Below are 20501 nucleotides of genomic sequence, written 5' to 3'. Positions count from 1 at the left end.
CTATCGCTATTGAATTTACACAGTTTTATCGTGTTGGATTTTGGTTGGTGCCCCCTATTGTGCCCCCAAATGATTTTGCTTGTGGGGAGTGGGGCATGGAGGCTAGTTGTTAGTGTCGGTTTCAGAAGTGCCTGGTAACGCTTCGCAATGGTCGCTTGAAGCAGCCACAATGTTTTGTGCTCAAAGCGGCATTCAACGCGCATGTCGTAATCATCGCTGGCAAACGTAAAAAATTTCTCTACAGGGAGTTGGGTTAAGTGTTTATCTGTCACGCCACCTCCTCTTCAGTCCAACCTACAATGCAGTATCTGTTTAGTATGCCAGAGATCCATTTTGAAGCTCATTATGTTGCTAGATCTAACAGCATTCTGTTGCAAGACTCTACCTAATCAGACAGTCGGAGAGAAGTAGGTGTTAGCTTAGGCACATTGTTCATCGTTTCCGAAAAACTATATATTTTATTAATGAATAGTCCACTTTAAACCAGACAGATGTATTCATGATAAAAATGTAATCACATATACAGATTAGAATAACAAGCCCCTTTAGATAATAATTTACTTTTCCTACGAGTGTAAATAGGCGCAAAGCAGGTGGGTATGGTTTTGATTCGTTACCCTGCATTTTTGAAGAGTTGGCATTAGATTTTCTTTGTGATATGGTATTTATCAGCCTCAATTTAATATGTTAATTTTAATGAGTAACTTACCTTTATCATAGGATATTGTCTATGGAAATGAATAGTAGTGGTGAACAATACGATTTAATTACAACTTTACAATATGTTGGTTCTTCTATTGATCGAGTTGAAGCTTTATGTCGGTACGCTGAAAAAAAGGATTTTTTAAAAAAATGGAGATTCATTTATGCTGACGCCTCCAAAAATGGCCCTTTCGAATTAAGAAGGCGGGTATTCGATGAGAGATGTTTTGTTTCCACTATCTTTCGTGGAAACTCTCTTTGGATTATTGATGATGAGGTGATTTCCAATACTGGAACCTTAGCATTTAAAATTGGCATGGGAACTTATTTGGATTCAAATGCTGCAAGCTATATCCGCTCACTAGCATATGAGGAAAATCCTACAAATGACGTAATTAATAATTGTATTACAATGGCTAGAAATATCGATTTTGATGAAATCAAAAATCTCAATCCTTACTTATACTTACTTGAGAATCAGCATAATAAGTCAGCGAAAAGTATTGAGAAAGTAAGAGAGACAATTAGTGCAATTATTGCCATTGAAATGATCAATAAAAATCTAAGCCTAGCATGGGGTGAAGAATTTAGGAATAATTATTCGCAGGATGCTAAGAAAAAAGCAGATATTTTATTGAGCAAATTTTACGCTGACTTAGAGATTGGTAGCATTTCGAAAAGTGATTCTCTAACCGACTTTATGGAGTTGATTCTAATCAAAACCAAATTAATTGAGTATGGTTCGAATCGCTCATCAGAGAACAAATTTGAGGAGCTTATGAATGTGGCAAACAATGATTTATCTATGTTTATGTTTCGAGAGCTAATTATTTGTGCGGATATTCTTTTTCGTAGCAATAAAACACAGCTTTCTCAAAAACTACACAGTTTGCAAAATCAGAAAGACCCCTTAAGTTTAATCAGGAATTGTGCAAGAGATCTCGGTATGGTAAGAATGATGGATTTCCTTACTAATTCAATCCCAGATCGTAATGGAACTGCCTTTTATGTAGCGAACATCGTTACTTTTGATAAAGACGTAATGGATATTCTCAAAGTTACCGAAGTAAGTGCTATTGCATTGCATAAAGAGTCTCATTATATTCATGTGATTTTCAATGATGACATTCAAAATTGGTTGGTTGAAAAGCTGGGAGAAAAACGGCTTCAGAGACTATTACCCTTACAGACATTTCATGCTTTTAACTCAAGATATAAAAATAGAGGGCACTCACATATTAAACAGCAACTTATTAATGACAGGGAAAAGTTAGCTCAGCTATTGAACAAGTAATAATTATAATATTAGCGAAAAGCCAAAATATTTCGACTTATGGAAAAGGACCTTACTTTGAATTGTATAACACCAGTTCTCAACTCTTAGTAAGCAACCGAAGAGACCTCTGATCTACTATGAGCGAGGAACGGAAGCTCGCAAAGAATTACTTCCATTACTGTGTATTGATCAACGAAGAGCGGGCCACTAGTTTCCTCTCTACGCTGGTACTTTCCGGTGAATTTCCCCCGTGCTTCAAATCAGTGGTATCCTATAGCAGGGCATGTCGGCTTCATTAACTGACTCTGATATTGACCGAACTAATACTTAAAAAGTATATCTTAGATTAAATAGACGGATGTGAAAATGTTATATAAATATGTAGGTCATGAAAATATTGAACAAGTTATAGAATATTTAAAGTGTTTTATTGAAAAAGGTACTATGTTTGCAAGCAAGCCTGTTTATTTTAATGATCCGGCTGAATTTAAGGTGATATTTAATTTTGATGCTGAGCCTGACATTATAAAGGGAAAGTATTTTTCAGATAACCCTAATCATTTAGATACTGATTTTAAAAAATGGAACGACAGTTTTGATGACCATGCTAAATGGCATGTGGGATATTCAACTAGAGAAGCATACCTCACTCAGAATGGTACGATTTGTTTAACGAGAGATAATAATAATTATCTCATGTGGTCACATTACGCCCATTCTCATACAGGATTTTGCATTGGTTTTGATGACAGTATTGTTAATTGTATTGATGATTGTGCTGTCTTTGGTGACGTCAATTATACCAATTCGATTCCAAAATTTAATTACTTTACTGAAGATTTAGAAAAATTTGCTTCCGCAATATTCCTCCATAAAGGGTTACCATGGGCCTACGAAAAAGAATTTAGAATTATTACGGATAAATGGGGGGTGAAAAAAATCGATAAATCATTAATTAAAGAAATAGTGATAGGCTGTCGAGCACCATTTCAGCTTCAAAATTTCGTTAGTGAATTAATTGGCACTGGTATTGAGGTGAGCAAGATGGGGCTATCCCAAGATAATTACTCTTTGAAAAAAATACCTTTGGAGAAAAATATGTTTTTTCAAGGAGACGTTTAGAAGAGAAAGATTGATCTCCCCAAAAATGAAAATAATATAAGTTTAGCAATATCCGCTTTGGCACTCATCAACAAGAACGAGACTAGGTCCGCTCTGAGCGAAAAGCGGAAGTTTTGTCTGCCTCGACTCTCTTAGAAAGTCTGATTTTTGCCAAAGACATTGTCTACGTATAGCAATTGGGTTGAAACTAACATAATTATCAATTAGTTATGAGGATATGTATTCGTGATGGCTGTTTAGGTTTAGCATCATTCTTACAGTTAACATGGTTCTTAGTGTTGGTGGTCCTACAACTCCAATCAGTAGTAGTAAACCAATTAACGGCACTTTTAGCGTATGAAGGCAAAACTGCGAAAATTAAAATCTAAGTGATGCTATTCTAATCGTAAAGCTAAGCTTAATTAGGAGAGGATATTTTGAAAGAAACGATTGAAATTAATTATATAGCTGATGATTTCCCGAAAAAAATATATGGAAAGCAACTAAGTGGCAGCCATACCCTGTATACTGACTGGCATGAAATTATTTGGGCTGCAATAACCGTTGGCAAACGAAATACGCGGCACATAACTAAGCACGGTATATATTCAGCTTATGAAATCATTAATCGTGCAATGTTAATTTGGACATCATTGAAATTAGAATCAAATTTTCTTCAAAAAACCAATGTTTACAAAGAAATGGATCCAACAGAAAAAGTATTTGTTTCATTTTCTTTAGGGATGACGATGTCTAAACTATTAGCATGTAAATTATTAGGCATTCATTGGTTACAGCATGTTGCATATGTAAATAAAGATATTTTCACAAGAAAAACAACACGTTCTAGACCAGATTTAATTGGTCTAAATAAAAGGCAAGAATTTGTTGTTTTTGAAGCAAAAGGAAGATCAAATAAATATGATGACGCAGCACAAATAACAGCAAAAAATCAAACAAAAGTAATAAGTAAAATTAGTGGAAAGTATCCCGTTTTAAGAGTTGCATGTCAGAGTTACTTTGATGAATACTTAAGGGTTTACATTCAAGATCCCGAAGACACTTCTATTAATTCACTTGAAATTGAAACGGATTTAAATCATTATCTTAAAGGGTACTACAGCTTATTTGATGATTTAGACGATGTGAGCACCAGTCTTTTGAAGTCAATTGGCATTGAAATTGATTTCTCTGAAAGCTTATCTTCAGCACTCAAAAATAAAACATTTGATAATTTCCATTCTGACATTGAACAGCCAGAATTTGACAATTATGAATTTAAGTGTTTTCCAGATGGTATTAAAATAAAATTGAATAATGAAATATGGTCAAATGAACGTTTAAGCTTTGAACCAAAAAACAGATGATATGTTTATTATGCTACTTTAACATTTAGATGTTGATCTGAAGTTATTCAAAATCTAATTATCTGTTGTATTCTTTTCTAACACATGTCCGCATTAGCGGACATGTGTTAGTACTGAGTTGTTCTTTATTGATTAACATGCCGTAATTTTAGTAACCTTCGCTTATGGTACTAATTAACCAAATTGTATACCTGTAAAGTCATCGAAGAGCAGAAGCTCACAATTTTTATCACCTTCGTGTGCATTAAAAAATGTGCCGTGCGTTAATCATCGTGTACCTGGTTCCAGTCTCTGCCTTTTGGGCATAATATATTTTAACTGGCATTCACCTTAATCTGTGACATCACTATATTATTCGCAATTCGAAGGTGGGGTTGTTGAAAAGTGGCAATCATCATATCACATGATTCTAGCATAATATTCGCGACCAATAAGCGCATACCCTGGATCACTTGAAAGTGTAATTCTCAGGGTGTGAATGACTATATCTGGCACGACGCGGACCGCTTGAAGAGTCGTGTAGTCTGCTAAGAGCTGTGAGTTCAATGGGTCGAAGCAACGCTATCCTTAAACGAGGGGGGACGTTGCCATGAAACGAAGAACGCGCATTTACTACACGCCAGAACAGAAAGCGATTATCTGGGATAGGTATAAGCAAGGTGATTCCCTGCATGATATCGCCAGAATGTTCGACAGATATCATTCTTCTATCATGCCCACTATCCACCAGACTGGTGGATACCGTCCCCCTGTCCGAAAGAGGCACCGGTTAGCGCTTTCGCTTGATGAAAGAGAGGAGATATCCAGAGGACTGGTAGAAAAACGCAGTATCAGGGACATTGCTGATAAATTATCAAGAGCCCCCTCAACGATTAGCCGCGAGATCAAGAGGCACGGTGGTGCAAAACAATACCGTGCAGCAAAAGCGGATACTGCTGCGTGGGAAAGTGCCCTGAGACCAAAACCTTGCAAGCTAATTGAAAGCCCCACATTGTGTAAAATCATTGCAGAGAAGATGCATCAGGACTGGTCGCCGGAACAAATCGCCGGTTGGCTGAAACGCTGTTATCCGGATAATCAGGAAATGCATGTGTCACACGAAACGATTTATAAAACGCTTTTTATACAAACCCGGGGAGCATTAAAAAAAGAACTGCAGCAATGCCTCAGAAGCGGAAGAGTAGTGCGTAGATCCAGAACGTCATCGCTAAAAGGGAAAGGATTAGGGTCAATCCCTGATGCGATACCTATCAGCGAAAGGCCACCTGAAGCCGCAGAAAGAGCTATACCAGGTCACTGGGAAGGTGACCTGATCCAGGGCTCGAAAAACTCCTATATCGTCACCCTCGTAGAACGCCATTCCCGCTTTGTTATGCTGGCCAAAATCAGGGACAACAAGACCATAACGGTCATATCTGCACTTATCAAACAAGCCCGGGAATTACCTGTTGAACTTTATAAAACATTAACATGGGATCGGGGCGCTGAAATGACCAGCCACACCCGGTTTACTGTAGCCACAGATATACAGGTTTACTTCTGTGATCCTCAATCCCCCTGGCAACGTGGCTCAAATGAAAACACGAACAGATTGCTCAGGCAGTATTTTCCAAAAGGAACTGACTTATCGGTTCACAGCCAGCAAAGACTAAACAGTGTTGCCAGGCAGCTCAACGAGAGGCCAAGAAAAACGCTAGACTATGAATCACCCGCTGAGCGTTTTAACCAATGTGTTGCATCCATCGGTTGAACTCACAGCGAATAGCGGACATTTACCTCCAGGGGAAACTGGAGGGGTTCTAAAAATTATTAGCCCGGTAAATCGAGATACTTACAGCAATACTTTCGTAAAACAAATGTTCGAATTAGAATTTTATTCTCACATCCAAGTTATCAATATTTACTTTCTCAATGTTATTACTGACTAAATCAATAATACCACTTCCATAGAAATAGATTCTTGGATAAGAGTAAAATCTTGTGATTGTTTGACCGATTTCAATATTCATAAACTCACTGATTATAACATCTTTATTTTGATGATAAATACCCGTATCAATGTAAAATTCAAAGCTACATATTCTAAAATTATAAGAATATTCAAATGCATATTTATTATCAGGTAGTTTATATCCTGAATACATTGAAGGGTCTTCTGTTCCTTCTATAACATCAAAGTCAAAGTGTTTACACTTCCTAATTATTGCCCCATTAAAACCAGATGAATCATATAGAGATGCACAGTCATCTAAACTTAAATTCTCCATATAAACAGGAGTGAAACTTTCAAATTCACTCTCAATAGCTTCTATGTACCTCTCTTCTATCTCCTCAATATTTCTATGTGAAAAACTATGTAGTTCTTGATCTACATGCTCAGTTATAAATTCACTTAATGAATTATAGATTGAAAAAACATTATGTAAACCAAGATTGGTTAGATCTTCAATTAAATCAGAATGGAACTCTTTTTTTTGTTTGTCAGGAGACATAAAATCATGTGAGTTATTTGTAATAAAAACAATTTCATCTCCTTTTTTATTATTGTGTAAATATTGCGTCAGCCCATTCCAGATTAGCGCATCTCTATAGCCTTTTTCATTGTCTCTAAATGGCCGCTTGGAAAAAATTGCCTTATCTAATAACAGGTCATTATCAATGTATGATGATGATATAATGTGTGTGCGGGGGAACATTTTTAACAATTCATTTTGAAAGCTAAATTTTTTAATTTCATCATTAAAATCATCGATATGAAACTCATTCTCTGAGAGTTTCTTTACTCGTCCTTTCAGTTGAAGTATTTCTTTTTGTAACTTTTCGAGTTCCTCATTGTATTTTTTTTGAACCTCCCTGAATACAACGAAAGGTATAACAAGTTGGTTTCCTGTCGTGTTTTTAATAAAATTAGACAGGACTTGAAACATAGCGCTAGACATTTTCCAATTATTATAAAATATGTTCGTATCTATTAATATTAACATTTTATATCTTCCATTACACCCTGATAAACTACTGAACCTGAAATCACCTCATAGCACTACTTTTTGAAATTTATAAATATAAACAAAAATCCTTCTGTTCTGCTTCATTTCTTAAATAAAATTAATGACTAGTGAGCCATTTTGTCAAAAACCCATCGTAAAAACAACGTAATAAAATTTGCGTGGCTAACATGCGTCTAGTTGTTTTACACGCAATAGCTTTAGAAAGGTCTGCTTTTGGCACTGAGCGGACGGTCTCCGCAGCAAAGCTGCAGATACCGTCGCCCACTTAAAGTCGTTAGTCTTCGTTCAACAGTCCATACAGTGCTCAGTCAGCTTGATCGAAATCAACAAGACCTTTAAAATCAATCACGAATGAAAGTGTAACGTCTTAAACATATTAGCTTGGAATGAATGCGGGCTTTCATGTCCTGCCATTTCTCCTTTAGCTATGCTTTCACCGTAGCAAACATACTACACTCCACCTATTTTTCGGCTAACATTCCTGGGTAATGCTTAGCGACAATATCATTCATCCTATCAATCAATTCGGGCTTTCTGAATACGATATGCGCCGATCCTTTCATAAAGTACCGAATGCTCAGGTAATCATCTTGGTAATCCTTAGCCACCAGCCTATTTGCACAGATATGCTCATATAACCGACTGGTGATATCCCCTCGATTATCAGGCAACGGCTTGCCATCTAGCAAGTGCAGCACACGTTCCAGATCCGCCAGTTGGTCACGCCGGTAACTGTGGTTCAGAGTAAACCCCCACTTGTTGTAGCTGACCAAATTGCTAACGATAATTTTCTTGCCGAAGCAGCAAGGATTGTTGGTTTTATAGTCCCAGGAAAGCGCTTTAAAAACGTTAATCACACCACGTTCAAACACCTCCCCCTTATCATGGTGCAACTGCTCAAACGTGCTGTAGATGCTTTCCTCACTGATGGCGGGTAGGTCTTTACTCTCCAGACTCTTGTACCAATGATCGCGGGCTTGCGCGTCCATCAACGCCAGCATCCCAGAGCGATTCATCAGGTCTTGCCAGAGTTTGCGATCGATCTGGCGAGTGATTGCAGCCAGACCTTTATCTTGTTCCAGAGTGAGGTGGCATCCGTAACGATGGCCAGATTGCACTGCCCAATCTTCCAGCTTACCGCCACCGATACTGAATATCAGACTGCCAATCTCCTGCAGTTGAACCATCAACGCTTCAATCTGTTTCAATGCAACTTCACGGCCTGTTACCAAACGTTCGATGTCAGTCGAACAGATGAGTTCGGTGTGGCCGATAAGAACTTCAGAGTTTTCAGTAACCGTACTTAACGAATGAGACATTATCGGGATCCTCAAAAACAAAAATGCCCGCATCTGCGCGAGCTGGGGGAAAGGTTGAGATAGGATGTTCTGTGCCTGTTTGGGCTATTACTCTGCAACGGGTGGCCGTGCCGTTTGATAGACGGCGATATACACATAACCAAAACTGCCCAACGTATCGGCTTCACAGGTAAAACCCGCATGCTGAACAGCAACACAATGTTGGCGGCGTGGACCGAGCTCACCAGACCGTAATAGTGTCTCCAGCGTTTCAACCAACACAGGAAATGCCAGCTCAAGAGCCTGGATAGCCTCAGGGGAAAAAGCACCCACACAGCCAGCTCGGTCACTCAGAAAATGCAGATGAGCCCCCTGCTGTACCAGCCGAGCTCCCAAGCGCGGTGTGATGTCAGGTTGCAGGCCCCAGAATGGTGTAGGGTCAGGAATGTTGTTCGGGGCTTTTGGATCGGGGATTTTCACCATGATATTTTCCTTAATATGCACAACACCACCAGCCTGGCTGGTGAGTCAGTGAATTAACGAGATGTGTTTAGACGGGTTAAACCAGGCGGGAATTAATGGGGGTTCGCAGCCCCAGAGCGCTGCGAACCCGCAACATATCGCTGCCGCTCAGGGTCGGATCTTGTGCCAACAAACTGAATCCAGGACGGTCAACGCGTACCAGGTCGAACTTTTGAACCAGTTCGTTGATGGTTTCACGTACGGTCACCCCATACTCAATCTGTTGGGCAATAGCCAGTGGGTCGTGGTATGGCGTGTCGTTGAGCGTGAGTCCGTAGCAGTGGTCCAGTAACCAAGCGAGCAATTGTTGGTATTCGATCAAGGCAGGCTTTTTGGGGGCGGTATGGAGTACTTTATCGATAGCCTTCATAGCGATTAACCTTTAAGCGGAGAAACCGGTAACTGGCAGCGTTGGGCCAGCCAGTAAGCGACTGAGTGCCACTGTTTCAGGGGTACATCGGATTCAATCGTCCAGGAATTCGGACTGTAGGTATTCGCCAGTAATAGCGTAGCCACCACCAGCCATTGGTAAGGATATCCCCGCGTATCACACCGGATCGGCGCATGGGGTGTTTGACGTCGGTACAGTAAAAACGGATCCCCCGCCTGGTGGGCTGCGCGATCCCCATTGAAGCCGATCATACCTAACCCAATCACACTGTCGTCAAAGCGTAACGGGCGATTGCCTGTGTGTTCACAGATAACCGGAGCAGTGGTTAAGCCCAACGTATCGGGATATTCCCGCATCTTCAGGTAAGCCTGGATGGCGACCTGGCAGAAGGAATGCCAAGCCTGCGGGAGAACAGTATTGTGCTGAAGAAAATGGAATACGCCAGACGTAGGCGCAGCATGTCTATTCATGTTGGAATGTCCTAGAAAGTAGCGGAATAATAGGGAGATGAGGCATTGAACGTGGAGAAGCGTTACCAACCGAACGTGGCAAAACCGGGTAATACCTCACCCAGAGCATCAATATGCAGATAGGTCAGTTGATGGCGTTTCATCAGCGTGATAACCAGATAACGACAGGCTTTAGAAAGCCCAAGCCGCCTGAGTTGCAATATCGGATGCGTCCACGCATCCAGCCGGATCAAGTAACCCGTCCCCGTAAAATGTATCCACTCCCCATCGCTAAACTCATCCTGATAATGGGAAACCTGGTACAGCAACGCATTGTCCTCCTCACTGATATGCGCCGAACTGCATTGCAGGCCTCGAGACAGTGCAGGCTCTTGCTGTGGGAAAGTTGCTAACATGGTAACCACCCTCGTTCAGCCAGTGATACCGGTTCACCGTCGCCAATTATCAGATGGTCCAATACCCGGATACCGACCATATCCAACGCATTGACCAACCGATCGGTGAGCGTACGATCAGATTCGCTCGGTGTCGGATCTCCAGCAGGATGGTTATGTGCAATAACGACAGCAGCGGACTGATGACGCAAAGCCTGTATCACGACTTCTCGGGGGTAGACGATAGTGGCATTAAAAGTGCCCACGGAGACCGTTTCACTGGCAATCAGCCGATGGCGGTTATCGAGATACAGCACCATAAAGCATTCTCGCGTTTGTGGGTGCAGATGGAGCCGCAACCAGGTTTTGACCACTTCGGGTGAGGTCATTGCATAAGGTCGGCACTGCAACTGGGTTTCGAGTATCGCTAGAGCCTGGCTAATGATGTTCTGCTGATCACGAGTAAATACCGGTGAGGGTGAAAGCATCTGGGCATAAGGCATGGAGAACCTCCTGGAACGTCAATCAATTAAAGAGAAGATGGCGTTACTTTCCGGGTGTTGTAGAGCGTATGCACGCAGTCGATAGAAATGATCCGTCATAGCCTCACTTTCGGTCCGACAGGCGTGGTGACTGTAGGTCATCAGGCAGGCAGTGATGCCCACCGCTTCCCGATTCATCGTTGCCTCGTTACCGTTGAGTGCATTGAACAGCGTGTATACCTGGTCTGTTGAGGGGATCAGGTAGGCTCCACCGTTGGATAACGTACGAAAATCCCAGTAGTCACCTTGATAGTCATCACATAAGCGATCTAACCAACTGAAGACTTGGGGTTCTATCAGTATCCAGCGAGAAACCTGACCAAAATGCCGGGGCCAGAAATTCATTCTTTGACGATCGGAGACTACGGTAGACGTGATCATGCCGATGTCTGTATTTGTGTTTACCTGAGCGTTCATTTTCACTCTCTTGATGTGGAACAAGCCAATAACAAAACAGGCTCCGCCGGAAAAACCGGGGAGCCTGTTCATAGGGGATAAATGTTTCAGTGGATCAGCTACGCGTACTACAAGCCTTCGTAACACCGTTATTTATGGGGTGATGACGATCTTGTACGTCAACGCATATTGTCGCTTTAAGACATTCAATTATTGCCAGTTAAAGGTAAATGCGCCTTTGTTGGTCTGTACCGTTAACTCCAAGGGTCTACATTGTGTGAAGCCGCTATTACTGGGTGTGGAGAACGATAGGCTCTGACCGTATTGCAGCCGTTTATTGACGCCTTTCCCCCGTCCCGGATAAGAAATAACGCAGTTACCTCGGTTAAGGGTGAACGACTGAACGGTAATGTCGTTATCCACACTTGTCAGCGTCAACTGCCAGGCAGGAAGATTGGCATTATTGCCAATATAAATCCCCCGAGATTGAACCGTTATAGGGGAGTTGGCGGCGAAGGTACTTATGCTGGTAGCAAGTAATGTGATTGCAAGAACAGTTTTTAACATGGTTAAGTTTCCTTACTGAGCTCCACGGATAGTGGGTTAGGTATGTTTGCTGAGGTGTTATGAAGCGGCGTAATAGAACGCGCTTCTACTGTCAGGCTGCGGATATCCATACGCCTGTTATTCCACGTTGATTAAGGCTGGTCCAGACAGTCCTGCCAGGAAACCGCCTTCAAAGCTTGAGCCAAACCACGGGCACTGAATGGTTTTGATTCCCCTGACTGAAGCGAGGTAAACGCAATCTTGTCTTTCGGGCCGGACTGTTTTAGCGCGTCAAATGCCTGCTGCGCCGGGATGCTACCCCCGACCGCTGGTTCGTCATTGTCCAGTCCGTACTTTTTACCGTTGATCATCAGGTAAACATCCTTCAACCCCTCTACCGAGCTCGCACTGTAGTTTTCCTTAAGCTGTTGATACGTCACTACCATCTGGTGATCACCGCAGCTGATTGTCAATTGCTCCCCCGCTTTGTTCATGCTGTTCAGCGCGAACTCCATACCGCCGGTATTGCCGAACCAATCGCCCCACGTTTGCTCACTGACCGCAGCGGATGCACTCGCCGTAACCAGCAGCGCAGCCAATGTCATGCTAGGTAATTTATTCATCGTCTATTTCCTTGTTGTTGATGTGTTTTTTGTTTAATGGCACAAGGCCAAAAACAGGAGGGTTAACCGAAAAACCAGTCCCAGACCGTCTTTGCCACTTGTTTAACGGTGTTTTTAACGGACTGGACCAGTGCTTTTAGGGCGTTAGGTACCGGTACGGAGCCAATGGCCCAATCCACGATTTCCGTCACGGTATCGCCAAAGTCTTCCTTGGCTTTATCGACGGCTATCTCGGTGCGGCAAGAAGCATTGATATGGGCGTAAACATGGCTGCTGGCATAGCGAGGCAATGCATAAATCATGGCTTCCACCAGAGACGACATCTGATAGCCGGTGATGGCACTGATAGCGATGACATGTGCGGGGGAGACTTGGAACCCGGCGGCAACCGCATTGATCTTGCGCTGCAACGTGTCTTGCTGTTGCCGTGAAGGTTGCTGACTCACGCTATCCCAGGTGAGTGAAGGATCGACCTTATCTGCCTGGCTGAGTACAAACAGGATGGCGGGGTGCGGTGTATGGCTGACCTTAAGTATCTGATGATAAACATGTTCATCAGCAGCCAGGGCCCGGTCATCAGCCCGGATAACCCAAAGGATAAGATCAAGCTCAGGGAGTAATCGCTGATAGAGCGCTTCATATTCCGCGTCCCGTTCTTGACTCTCCCCAACCCCGGGTAAATCCATCAGGGTGAGCGAGTGTGTCCCCACGGTTAGCGTCAGACGCTGAGGCTCTCGGGTACAAGCATCAACATCGCTAACGGCACAACACTCACCGTTAAATAACCCATTACACAGGCTCGATTTACCGGCACCTGTTTTACCCATGATGCCGATGACCGGCTGGTAACACAGGGAATGGCGCAAGCGCTGCAAGATATGCTCACGCAGAGAAGCAGGCAGTGCAGAAAGGTGTTGGTCAAGCAGGGAGAACCCTGAATGCTGACTCATGGTATGAACCCTCAGTAAGGAAAAGAAAAATGAGGTAGTGGCCTCACTGAGGTGATGTAGGGCTGAAATTCCCTTCAAGTGAATTTTGTCCTCCGCCACCGTTCCATTCTCAAAGGTGGACTCACAACCATATTGTTTTAATTGATTTTTCATCCTTACCCCCTTATCAGCGCTCTCCTTGCAATGGGTGTTAGCATAACTTTCTTGATCGATTTTAACGATCAATATTTAATTATTGATCACTTTTAACGATCAATGTTAATCTATGGAGCGGCAACCTGTCTTGTCACAGGTTGGGCCTATCACGTTGGAGAGCGCATAACGATGCGGGATTTTAGTGATGGATGGAGGGCTGGCAGCGAAGAGTGAAGGCAACAGGAACCGTATGACCTCTGTATGCAGGACTGCAGTTTCAACAACAAGGATGAAGAGACCATGTTACCCATTGTTTTTAATAATTTTATGGGCGAGGCAAAAAGCCCCATACCGAATAATTTGGTGTTAATCCCTCTGCTGGCTTCCCTCTTGCTTCTCTTATCGCCTGTGCGGGCCTTGGTTGCCACTGTTCTCTTAATGCTAGGATTTCACTGGTATTTTGTTAAACAAGATAGGGTTGCGATTACCGCAGCAGCTAACAAGCCCCCCTGTCCGTGGTGGTCCCTGCTTTACCCGTGGTATTTATTGAGAAGGCTCAACATCATCGGGGGGAGTATCTTTATCGTCGTCATTTTGACGACGGGATTCAGTCAATTAAGTTCAAAGAAAGCCAATACCAGGGAGCTTTCTAAAATCGCATGCCGCACCACAACCCAAATCATCCGGGATAATGCAAGAACCGTGGGCGGTACTGCACAATGCATCATGGCCGATAACCTGATGCATATTCACGGTAACGCCTATCAGGCCGATGCATTCTTAACTAACGGCATACTATTTCCCCCATCTTTGAAAAGCGCAGTAATGGTATTCCTGTCAGTTTTACAGAATCAGGAAGGGGTTACCTACGCCTCTGCCTCGGCAGAGCAACAAGCAAGCGACCTATAACATCAAGGAGGAAAGTGATCAGAAAAAATGAATGTGAAACTTGAGGTGATTTTTATGCGGACTTTTTTTAACAATATAGCGAGGTACCCAAATGGGCCTTTTTGATAATACCAGTACCTACGGGCTGTGCGGTCTCTTTGACGACATAAAGGAAGCTGTCAGTGGTGGGATTGATTATGTGGCTGAAAACCCGGTGAAAGTGATCGCGACTGTGGCCGTGACCGCAGCAACAGGTGGAGCCGCATTCTGCTTTGCCCCTGCCATCGCCGCTACTGCTGGTGCAGCGGGTTTTTTAGGGACGGCGAGTACAGGCACCGCCATCGGTACACTTTCTGGTGCAGCCCTGACAAACGCTTCACTGGCGGCATTGGGCGGTGGGGCTATATCTGCAGGGGGGTTAGGTATGGCTGGTGGCACGGTTGCAGTCGCTACCACTGGAGCCGTGGCTGGAGGTACCGCGACAGCTATCCTCACTCCCTCAAAAACCAGCGACTCGTAAGCCAGACCGGAGGTATGAATGAAGATTAACGCGCTAAGAAACGTCAGCTCAACGAGCAACACCCGGATATGCACACTCATGGGCGTCTGTGAGTTTTGTGATGATAGCGCATGCTCACTATGCGATATCTGCTACGGGTGCAGCGCCTGTTGTCGTTGTTAACCCGTTTACCACTAATGGCTGAGACCTTCAGCCATTAGTGCATTACTCAATGAATAGCTCTCCGCAGGGAGAAGTCTCCAACAAAGGAATGACAGTATGAAAAATCGCTTTAAGTTAGTTATCTCCTTGTCAGTGACCTTGTTGGCATTTGCTGCATCGGCAGAAGCCGATACCAATATCATGTCCTGCCAGTTACAAAATGGCAGCGCCGTCCGGATCACCTGGGATGGCAATAATCTAAAGTACGCGTATGGAAAACCAGCCAAAAACCCTGAGATCGAATTACCCAACCCACCGAACGAGCTGAAGAACGTGCATTTTGGAACTGTATCGTTTGCCAGTAGCGAGGCCGTCTATTATCGTTTCAGTAACGGCAACTATGATTATGTCACTTACTTCACTGAACAGAATGACGGTACCGTCAGTAACCTGGGTATTTTTAAAGATAAGAAATTGATCAAACAGATAAAATGTAAGGGCTATTTCAAAACTGAGTTGGCGAATATTTATCAACCTGTGAGTAGCAAAATAAAGCAAGACGACCCTAATGATAGTATCGACTGGGTAGTGAACGAATAAGCACAAGGAACCTTGACCAATACGGCCAAGGTTCATCTGTATTATGCATAAAAGCAGCAGCCATTTATCTCTCCTTGGACTGATTTCTTTTTATAACCATTCTTGAGTTATCAAGATGAAAGTCAATAAAATATATCTTGTCACTAGTGGGGATCCTTACCTTTTCAAACCTTTTGAAATCTTCCAGCGTGAATTGTTTTTGCTCATGGAGAACCCCAATGAAATACCCTCCGGATCTTGACTGTGAGACTTCATCAATATAAAGCAGATGCGAGTATTTTGATCTGTTCCATCCTTTTTTAGCAACATCACTAAATTGCCTATAGGTAATGTTAGCGAAATCCAGCAAGGAATATTTTTCCAGATGCTTTTTATTTAAATGAATCGGCAGAATATACACGGTTACAGTTGCATAAAAATTGACAAAGAGAGGCTTTTCTTTTTTATAGGAAACGTCAGCTCTAGTTAAGAAAAACAGCATGGCGTCAGGATAAGCGAAATCATAGATATAAGACTCTAATTCTGACTTCAATCGCCTATTGATTTCACCTCGTATCACCATTCTGTTTATGGTTGATTTTTGCGTTTTACTATTGAAATTGAAAGCTTCAGACTCTATCAATGGGAAACTCATGTCGAATACAATCTCGCTCGGCGAAACTGTATAGTCTTTCCCATCCGTAAAATTAACTAAATTCAATGTTAATCCCGATAAAAAATAATTATTAGGAAGTAAATTTCTGTTTTTTCCAACTGTCCCATTATCTAATAGTTTTTGAGGTTCTTTTAGTTGCTCATCAAAAGCAATCCTGAGCGTTTCCTCAATAATTCTTGAAGCTCCAATTTTATTATTTTTCGCCAAAACCCTAACCAAATTATATATTTGAATTGATTTAAAATTCGTCGTAATTCTATTTTCACTAACCATAATAAACCCTCAAAAATAAAAATCAAAACGCAGTTTTAAATAATTAAAGTGCTGCACTTATTTTGATTTTATTTGGTGCTGCACTTTTTTTCAAGTTACTGTTATTTATTATGTGATGAAAAACACGTTCTCCCCTGGACCTGCGATTTTGTCCTCCTGTGCTCCGATGGTCATTGCCTACGGTAATGGTCTGTACAACGCCTTTAAAAGGGGGGCGGCTCATTTCTTAGTGAAAAGTTACTGCGGTAGCAAGGCTATAATCAGCATGCGTTGCTGGGTAATGAACGGTCCTCAGCAGTCGCTCTCTTCGAACTAACTCCAGAGTGATTTATTGAGATGACTTTAGGTATCAGTAACGGCTCAAAGCCAGAGGTGGCTTGCTATAGCGTGGATGAGGAAAAGGTCATCACCATCACTTTTACGTCGGTTTGTTTAATATATACATATAACAGTAGGGGTAAGTATCATGAAGGGTAGTTATCCATATGAACCCTACCAGTCAAAGAGAGGTTTACTTCGTATCGTTACCATCAAGATTACCGATACGAAGATACCAGTGTACCTGTAGGAATGAGTTGATCCATCTGATGTTATGAACATGCATAGGGAACATGAGTTGGCCCTTATCGTAAGAGCCATCTAGCAAGTAGTCGAACATTCACCCGTAAAGGGTTTTGGATCGTATCTGCGTTGATGCCAGTAAAAGGTAACTAACAAGACAACGTTATGCAGGATCTAGACTCTTCCCTATCGAGAGGTTCATCAAACTGATTAAGTTAGAAGCTTACTGTTCATCTGAGCAGTAACGTTCTATGTACAGGTATCGATTCATCCACAGGCCTTATGACTAAGTATCTGCTGGTAATGACTGGTCTTTAGGTAACAGCCATCGTTGGTCCATCTCTCCCAATCTTCGTAGTACTGATTGCGTTGATTCTGTTTACTTACCAGACAAGGGACGCTCTATAAGGCCTGCTAACGGCGGGTATTTGAGGTTATTCACGTAGGAAGTCAGGTTAACGTCGTCGTCATGATAATTAATTATAAATAATATCAGTCATATACCCCAAATCGTTACCAATACCCTTCAGAGCGTTTAGTTACCCTCCAGGGTAACCAAGGTTACCTCTTTGCTACCTAAGCCTCTCTACGTGGCGTACAGCGCGTTTTAAAGTCCTATTGGGAAAGTGTTCTGCCTGATGATTGCTGATGTGGAACGATTACGGGTTAACCGATAGGGATAATCCTTTAATAATCAATGGAAATTAGTCTTGCTATCCATTTTCCTTCGTATGCCTTACCAGAAGCCCCTAGGTGACGTTCATCATCATCGAACGGGTCTTTGCATTATCTCTCCCCCTTGTAGCCTCTCCATCGATGACAGCATGTTTTAACAACCGACAGTACTCACTCAATAAATCATTACTGCTCTGTCGATGGTAATGGACGTTCAGCGTTTGAACGGATCCATCCAATCACTGAGGAGTAAGATAAATGAACTCGATTACCTGGTATGGCCCAATGAATGACCACTATATGCGGCAAATACTTAAAACAATCAAATGCGCAGCAGAATGCTATCCGAGGTTGCTAGCATTACGTGTTGACTTGAGGCTTCCTGGCCAAGGTATCCCTGCTCGCACCGACTCAGCCTGCATATCGCGTTTTTTCGATGCCTTGAACGCCAAACTTAAAGCCGATGCTGCGCGTAAAAAGAAAGAAGGTAAACGGGTTCACCCCTGTACGGTACGGTACATGTGGGCCAGAGAATTTAACCAGGATGGCAAGAAGAAGCATTACCACGTGGCATTACTGCTCAACAAAGATGCCTATGCGTTTTTAGGCGATTTCGATAAAGGAGAGGGAACGTTGGCAGCGATGATCAAGCAAGCCTGGGCCAGTGCGTTAGGTGTGGCTTACCCAGAATTTCAGTCTTTGACCTTCTTCCCCAGAAATCCTTGCTATTTCCTGGACAAAAAGAATCCTCGTGATGGCAAGAAACTCACCGCTCTTATCGAACGAGTCGCTTACCTTGCGAAAGAAACCTCAAAAATCAGTAAGGACGGTGAACGTAACTTTGGTACCAGCCGCAACTGAAAGCATCATCCCCGATAAGTAATTAATTACTCACCTCTCGATGGTAATGACAGAGTAAGCAGCCACCGATAAACGCAGACCAACTAAGGGATTGTGGTAACTGCTTGCTTCTGTCTTCCATTAACGTGAGACAGCGAGAGACATCATGAGTAATCAACTTACCGAATTAAATTTGCTGGAAGACAAGCTGGTGGACATGACCTTTATCACCAGCTTTACCGGATTGACCGACAAATGGTTCTACAAGCTGATCAGCGAAGGCAAGTTCCCAAAGCCCATCAAGCTCGGCCGCAGTTCAAGGTGGCTACACAGTGAGGTTCATACCTGGGTGCGGCAGCGGATCGAACAGTCTCGAGGGCAACAGCAAGCCGAGATATCTCTGGTAAAGCAATGGGCAGGTAGTCGATAACGAATTAAGATCAATGAATAAAGCATCACCACAGGCCCACTGTGCCGTTTTAACGTCCAATGCCCGGGTGTATGCAGGTTTTCTTCCCAATCATGTCTTTGGAGCCCCTAGAAGACCAATAAAGCGTATGTCGACAGCGCGTTGGTTTATCTTCCTTCGTGACTATTTTGATGTTCCCGACCCCATTTCCCCCCTGGTTGAAAGACTGCATTCGGCATAACGGCCTGTATTTATGGATGGTATTAGCAACAACCACCGTCGGTAACATCATTCGCCCCCCCCAATCTTACTCAATAAAAATCCCGCGCTCCCTGCTGTATGCGATGTTCTCTGAACATGTCGCAAGGCCAGCGTTTCTCATGGTTCAAACAAGGAAACTCACATGCAAAAGATCAACGCCGTAAATCCAGTTAGCGCACCCACCCGCTGGATATGTACGCAATGCCACCGGCAATACACGGGTGCCAAACCGTGCTCTTTCTGCCACAGCGCCCTATTCAGCGTACCGGTTGGCTCCCAGGGTACGCCTAATAAGAGATGGCAATGTTAATGAGAGAGCTTCATTCCCCCACTCAACCACTCAACTCGACGAACACGGTATCAAACGCACCCTGCAAGCGACCATTGATCATTATCCGAGGCTGATCGCATTACGTATCACACTACGCTTACCCGATCCTTCAACTCAGCCCCTCGACACGCTGACAACCCGGTTTTACGCTGCATTACTCCAGCGTATCAACGTATTTCTCAACAGCCGCCAATTAGCAGGTAAACCAACACCACCTACCCAAATCAGCCTGTTATGGGGAACTGAGGGTGATGGGGGGATCCCTATGTTATTGCTGCTCAACCAGGATACGTTCTACAGCGTCCGCCATGATGCGGCGTTACAGACGCAAGTTTGTGCTGTTAACGCCCTCATCAGCAAAGCCTGGTCATCAGCTATCGGCCCGTCTAACGAGTGGGTGCAGGTTCAGCTGTCGGAAACCATTTGCCTCCGGGTTGCTCGTGGTGAACCCGATACCTATCCATCCCAGTATGCTGCGCTTAGCAACAACGCGATGCAGTTATCTTTACCTGACAAACCAGCAATCATTAACTATTTACGTCACCCCGCTCGTTGACCTGATTTCACTCACTTCCCTTCGATAGCACGACTTTCTGCCCATACAGGGACGGATGTCCCTTAAGCGTAAGGTCGTGCGGAGAACCAA

Annotated in this window: 23 protein-coding genes and 1 pseudogene; 11 read left to right on the top strand and 13 right to left on the bottom strand. The window is 43.2% G+C overall.

The genetic code is table 11. From position 1 onward, the window contains the following. Nucleotides 1–131: 131 nt before the first annotated feature. Nucleotides 132–272, bottom strand: a pseudogene (locus KGP26_RS30360) (hypothetical protein); the annotation flags it as partial. Between the two features lie 458 nt (nt 273–730). On the opposite strand from KGP26_RS30360, the gene KGP26_RS00755 reads away from it, so the two are divergent. The 4 genes from KGP26_RS00755 (at nt 731) to KGP26_RS00740 (ending at nt 6196) form a co-directional block, all read left to right on the top strand. Beyond that, entirely contained in the window at nt 731–1996 is a 1266-nt protein-coding gene (locus tag KGP26_RS00755; protein WP_223536934.1) for a hypothetical protein, read from the top strand. 348 nt (nt 1997–2344) lie between these two features. Then, a complete protein-coding gene (locus KGP26_RS00750) occupies nt 2345–3100 on the top strand; it encodes a DUF2971 domain-containing protein (RefSeq protein WP_223536932.1) in 756 nt (251 codons plus the stop codon). A gap of 416 nt (nt 3101–3516) precedes the next feature. Then, the gene (locus KGP26_RS00745; RefSeq protein ID WP_223536930.1) at nt 3517–4446 is read left to right on the top strand and encodes a hypothetical protein; all 930 of its coding nucleotides are present in this window, start codon (nt 3517–3519) and stop codon (nt 4444–4446) included. A gap of 589 nt (nt 4447–5035) precedes the next feature. Continuing rightward, the gene (locus tag KGP26_RS00740; RefSeq protein WP_223536928.1) at nt 5036–6196 is read left to right on the top strand and encodes an IS30 family transposase; all 1161 of its coding nucleotides are present in this window, start codon (nt 5036–5038) and stop codon (nt 6194–6196) included. A 115-nt stretch (nt 6197–6311) separates the two neighbouring features. On the opposite strand, the gene KGP26_RS00735 is transcribed toward KGP26_RS00740, so the two are convergent. The 11 genes from KGP26_RS00735 to KGP26_RS00685 form a co-directional block, all read right to left on the bottom strand. Next, nucleotides 6312–7430, bottom strand: coding sequence for a PIN domain-containing protein (locus KGP26_RS00735; RefSeq protein ID WP_223536926.1), 1119 nt, complete (start codon nt 7428–7430; stop codon nt 6312–6314). Nucleotides 7431–7915: 485 nt separating this feature from the next. After that, nucleotides 7916–8773 carry a DUF4942 domain-containing protein gene (locus KGP26_RS00730; RefSeq protein ID WP_223536922.1) on the bottom strand — a complete coding sequence of 286 codons (858 nt, stop codon included), beginning with the start codon at nt 8771–8773 and terminating at the stop codon, nt 7916–7918. Between the two features lie 87 nt (nt 8774–8860). Next, nucleotides 8861–9235 (bottom strand): type IV toxin-antitoxin system YeeU family antitoxin, encoded by a 375-nt coding sequence (locus tag KGP26_RS00725; RefSeq protein ID WP_223536919.1) that lies wholly within the window; start codon nt 9233–9235, stop codon nt 8861–8863. A gap of 76 nt (nt 9236–9311) precedes the next feature. Then, nucleotides 9312–9644, bottom strand: a complete 333-nt coding sequence (locus KGP26_RS00720) for a TA system toxin CbtA family protein (protein ID WP_223536916.1) — start codon at nt 9642–9644, stop codon at nt 9312–9314. 5 nt (nt 9645–9649) lie between these two features. Further along, nucleotides 9650–10135 carry a hypothetical protein gene (locus tag KGP26_RS00715; protein ID WP_223536913.1) on the bottom strand — a complete coding sequence of 162 codons (486 nt, stop codon included), beginning with the start codon at nt 10133–10135 and terminating at the stop codon, nt 9650–9652. Nucleotides 10136–10197: 62 nt separating this feature from the next. Next, on the bottom strand, nt 10198–10530 hold the full coding sequence (locus KGP26_RS00710; protein ID WP_223536911.1) for a DUF5983 family protein: 333 nt from the start codon (nt 10528–10530) through the stop codon (nt 10198–10200). Further along, nucleotides 10524–11012 carry a DNA repair protein RadC gene (radC, locus tag KGP26_RS00705; protein ID WP_223536909.1) on the bottom strand — a complete coding sequence of 163 codons (489 nt, stop codon included), beginning with the start codon at nt 11010–11012 and terminating at the stop codon, nt 10524–10526. The genes KGP26_RS00710 and radC overlap by 7 nt, the downstream gene beginning before the upstream one ends. An 18-nt stretch (nt 11013–11030) precedes the next feature. Continuing rightward, nucleotides 11031–11468 carry an antirestriction protein gene (locus KGP26_RS00700; RefSeq protein ID WP_223536907.1) on the bottom strand — a complete coding sequence of 146 codons (438 nt, stop codon included), beginning with the start codon at nt 11466–11468 and terminating at the stop codon, nt 11031–11033. Between the two features lie 189 nt (nt 11469–11657). Beyond that, a complete protein-coding gene (locus KGP26_RS00695) occupies nt 11658–12014 on the bottom strand; it encodes a hypothetical protein (protein ID WP_223536905.1) in 357 nt (118 codons plus the stop codon). A 131-nt stretch (nt 12015–12145) separates the two neighbouring features. Then, nucleotides 12146–12616, bottom strand: coding sequence for a hypothetical protein (locus KGP26_RS00690; protein WP_223536903.1), 471 nt, complete (start codon nt 12614–12616; stop codon nt 12146–12148). A gap of 62 nt (nt 12617–12678) precedes the next feature. Then, nucleotides 12679–13566, bottom strand: coding sequence for a GTPase family protein (locus KGP26_RS00685; RefSeq protein ID WP_223536901.1), 888 nt, complete (start codon nt 13564–13566; stop codon nt 12679–12681). A gap of 435 nt (nt 13567–14001) precedes the next feature. On the opposite strand from KGP26_RS00685, the gene KGP26_RS00680 reads away from it, so the two are divergent. The 3 genes from KGP26_RS00680 (at nt 14002) to KGP26_RS00670 (ending at nt 15850) form a co-directional block, all read left to right on the top strand. Further along, nucleotides 14002–14610 (top strand): hypothetical protein, encoded by a 609-nt coding sequence (locus tag KGP26_RS00680; protein ID WP_223536898.1) that lies wholly within the window; start codon nt 14002–14004, stop codon nt 14608–14610. 91 nt (nt 14611–14701) lie between these two features. Further along, nucleotides 14702–15109 carry a hypothetical protein gene (locus KGP26_RS00675; RefSeq protein ID WP_223538559.1) on the top strand — a complete coding sequence of 136 codons (408 nt, stop codon included), beginning with the start codon at nt 14702–14704 and terminating at the stop codon, nt 15107–15109. Nucleotides 15110–15367: 258 nt separating this feature from the next. Then, nucleotides 15368–15850 (top strand): hypothetical protein, encoded by a 483-nt coding sequence (locus tag KGP26_RS00670; protein ID WP_223536897.1) that lies wholly within the window; start codon nt 15368–15370, stop codon nt 15848–15850. A 64-nt stretch (nt 15851–15914) separates the two neighbouring features. On the opposite strand, the gene KGP26_RS00665 is transcribed toward KGP26_RS00670, so the two are convergent. Continuing rightward, entirely contained in the window at nt 15915–16778 is an 864-nt protein-coding gene (locus KGP26_RS00665) for a hypothetical protein (RefSeq protein ID WP_223536895.1), read from the bottom strand. 1494 nt (nt 16779–18272) lie between these two features. On the opposite strand from KGP26_RS00665, the gene KGP26_RS00660 reads away from it, so the two are divergent. The 4 genes from KGP26_RS00660 (at nt 18273) to KGP26_RS00645 (ending at nt 20411) form a co-directional block, all read left to right on the top strand. After that, nucleotides 18273–18875 (top strand): inovirus Gp2 family protein, encoded by a 603-nt coding sequence (locus KGP26_RS00660; protein ID WP_223536892.1) that lies wholly within the window; start codon nt 18273–18275, stop codon nt 18873–18875. A 145-nt stretch (nt 18876–19020) separates the two neighbouring features. Continuing rightward, nucleotides 19021–19284: an AlpA family transcriptional regulator gene (locus KGP26_RS00655; RefSeq protein ID WP_223536890.1), complete on the top strand. Its 264-nt coding sequence runs from the start codon at nt 19021–19023 to the stop codon at nt 19282–19284. A gap of 382 nt (nt 19285–19666) precedes the next feature. Then, the gene (locus KGP26_RS30355) at nt 19667–19834 is read left to right on the top strand and encodes a zinc-ribbon domain-containing protein (protein ID WP_223536888.1); all 168 of its coding nucleotides are present in this window, start codon (nt 19667–19669) and stop codon (nt 19832–19834) included. Beyond that, the gene (locus KGP26_RS00645; protein ID WP_223536886.1) at nt 19794–20411 is read left to right on the top strand and encodes an inovirus-type Gp2 protein; all 618 of its coding nucleotides are present in this window, start codon (nt 19794–19796) and stop codon (nt 20409–20411) included. Before KGP26_RS30355 ends, KGP26_RS00645 begins: the two co-directional genes overlap by 41 nt. The last annotated feature ends 90 nt before the right edge of the window (nt 20412–20501 follow it).

Source organism: Serratia sp. JSRIV002 (assembly GCF_019968725.1).
Taxonomy (GTDB): Bacteria; Pseudomonadota; Gammaproteobacteria; order Enterobacterales; family Enterobacteriaceae; genus Chania; species Chania fonticola_B.
This window is presented reverse-complemented; position numbering and strand designations above follow the sequence as displayed.

Bases quoted from the DNA above. Each gene is read 5' to 3' on its own strand.
- KGP26_RS00755 (WP_223536934.1), top strand. From the start codon at position 731: ATGGAAATGAATAGTAGTGGTGAACAATACGATTTAATTACAACTTTA.
- KGP26_RS00750 (WP_223536932.1), top strand. From the start codon at position 2,345: ATGTTATATAAATATGTAGGTCATGAAAATATTGAACAAGTTATAGAA.
- KGP26_RS00740 (WP_223536928.1), top strand. From the start codon at position 5,036: ATGAAACGAAGAACGCGCATTTACTACACGCCAGAACAGAAAGCGATT.
- KGP26_RS00735 (WP_223536926.1), bottom strand. From the start codon at position 7,430: ATGTTAATATTAATAGATACGAACATATTTTATAATAATTGGAAAATG.
- KGP26_RS00730 (WP_223536922.1), bottom strand. From the start codon at position 8,773: ATGTCTCATTCGTTAAGTACGGTTACTGAAAACTCTGAAGTTCTTATC.
- KGP26_RS00725 (WP_223536919.1), bottom strand. From the start codon at position 9,235: ATGGTGAAAATCCCCGATCCAAAAGCCCCGAACAACATTCCTGACCCT.
- KGP26_RS00720 (WP_223536916.1), bottom strand. From the start codon at position 9,644: ATGAAGGCTATCGATAAAGTACTCCATACCGCCCCCAAAAAGCCTGCC.
- KGP26_RS00715 (WP_223536913.1), bottom strand. From the start codon at position 10,135: ATGAATAGACATGCTGCGCCTACGTCTGGCGTATTCCATTTTCTTCAG.
- KGP26_RS00710 (WP_223536911.1), bottom strand. From the start codon at position 10,530: ATGTTAGCAACTTTCCCACAGCAAGAGCCTGCACTGTCTCGAGGCCTG.
- radC (WP_223536909.1), bottom strand. From the start codon at position 11,012: ATGCCTTATGCCCAGATGCTTTCACCCTCACCGGTATTTACTCGTGAT.
- KGP26_RS00700 (WP_223536907.1), bottom strand. From the start codon at position 11,468: ATGAACGCTCAGGTAAACACAAATACAGACATCGGCATGATCACGTCT.
- KGP26_RS00695 (WP_223536905.1), bottom strand. From the start codon at position 12,014: ATGTTAAAAACTGTTCTTGCAATCACATTACTTGCTACCAGCATAAGT.
- KGP26_RS00690 (WP_223536903.1), bottom strand. From the start codon at position 12,616: ATGAATAAATTACCTAGCATGACATTGGCTGCGCTGCTGGTTACGGCG.
- KGP26_RS00685 (WP_223536901.1), bottom strand. From the start codon at position 13,566: ATGAGTCAGCATTCAGGGTTCTCCCTGCTTGACCAACACCTTTCTGCA.
- KGP26_RS00680 (WP_223536898.1), top strand. From the start codon at position 14,002: ATGTTACCCATTGTTTTTAATAATTTTATGGGCGAGGCAAAAAGCCCC.
- KGP26_RS00675 (WP_223538559.1), top strand. From the start codon at position 14,702: ATGGGCCTTTTTGATAATACCAGTACCTACGGGCTGTGCGGTCTCTTT.
- KGP26_RS00670 (WP_223536897.1), top strand. From the start codon at position 15,368: ATGAAAAATCGCTTTAAGTTAGTTATCTCCTTGTCAGTGACCTTGTTG.
- KGP26_RS00665 (WP_223536895.1), bottom strand. From the start codon at position 16,778: ATGGTTAGTGAAAATAGAATTACGACGAATTTTAAATCAATTCAAATA.
- KGP26_RS00660 (WP_223536892.1), top strand. From the start codon at position 18,273: ATGAACTCGATTACCTGGTATGGCCCAATGAATGACCACTATATGCGG.
- KGP26_RS00655 (WP_223536890.1), top strand. From the start codon at position 19,021: ATGAGTAATCAACTTACCGAATTAAATTTGCTGGAAGACAAGCTGGTG.
- KGP26_RS30355 (WP_223536888.1), top strand. From the start codon at position 19,667: ATGCAAAAGATCAACGCCGTAAATCCAGTTAGCGCACCCACCCGCTGG.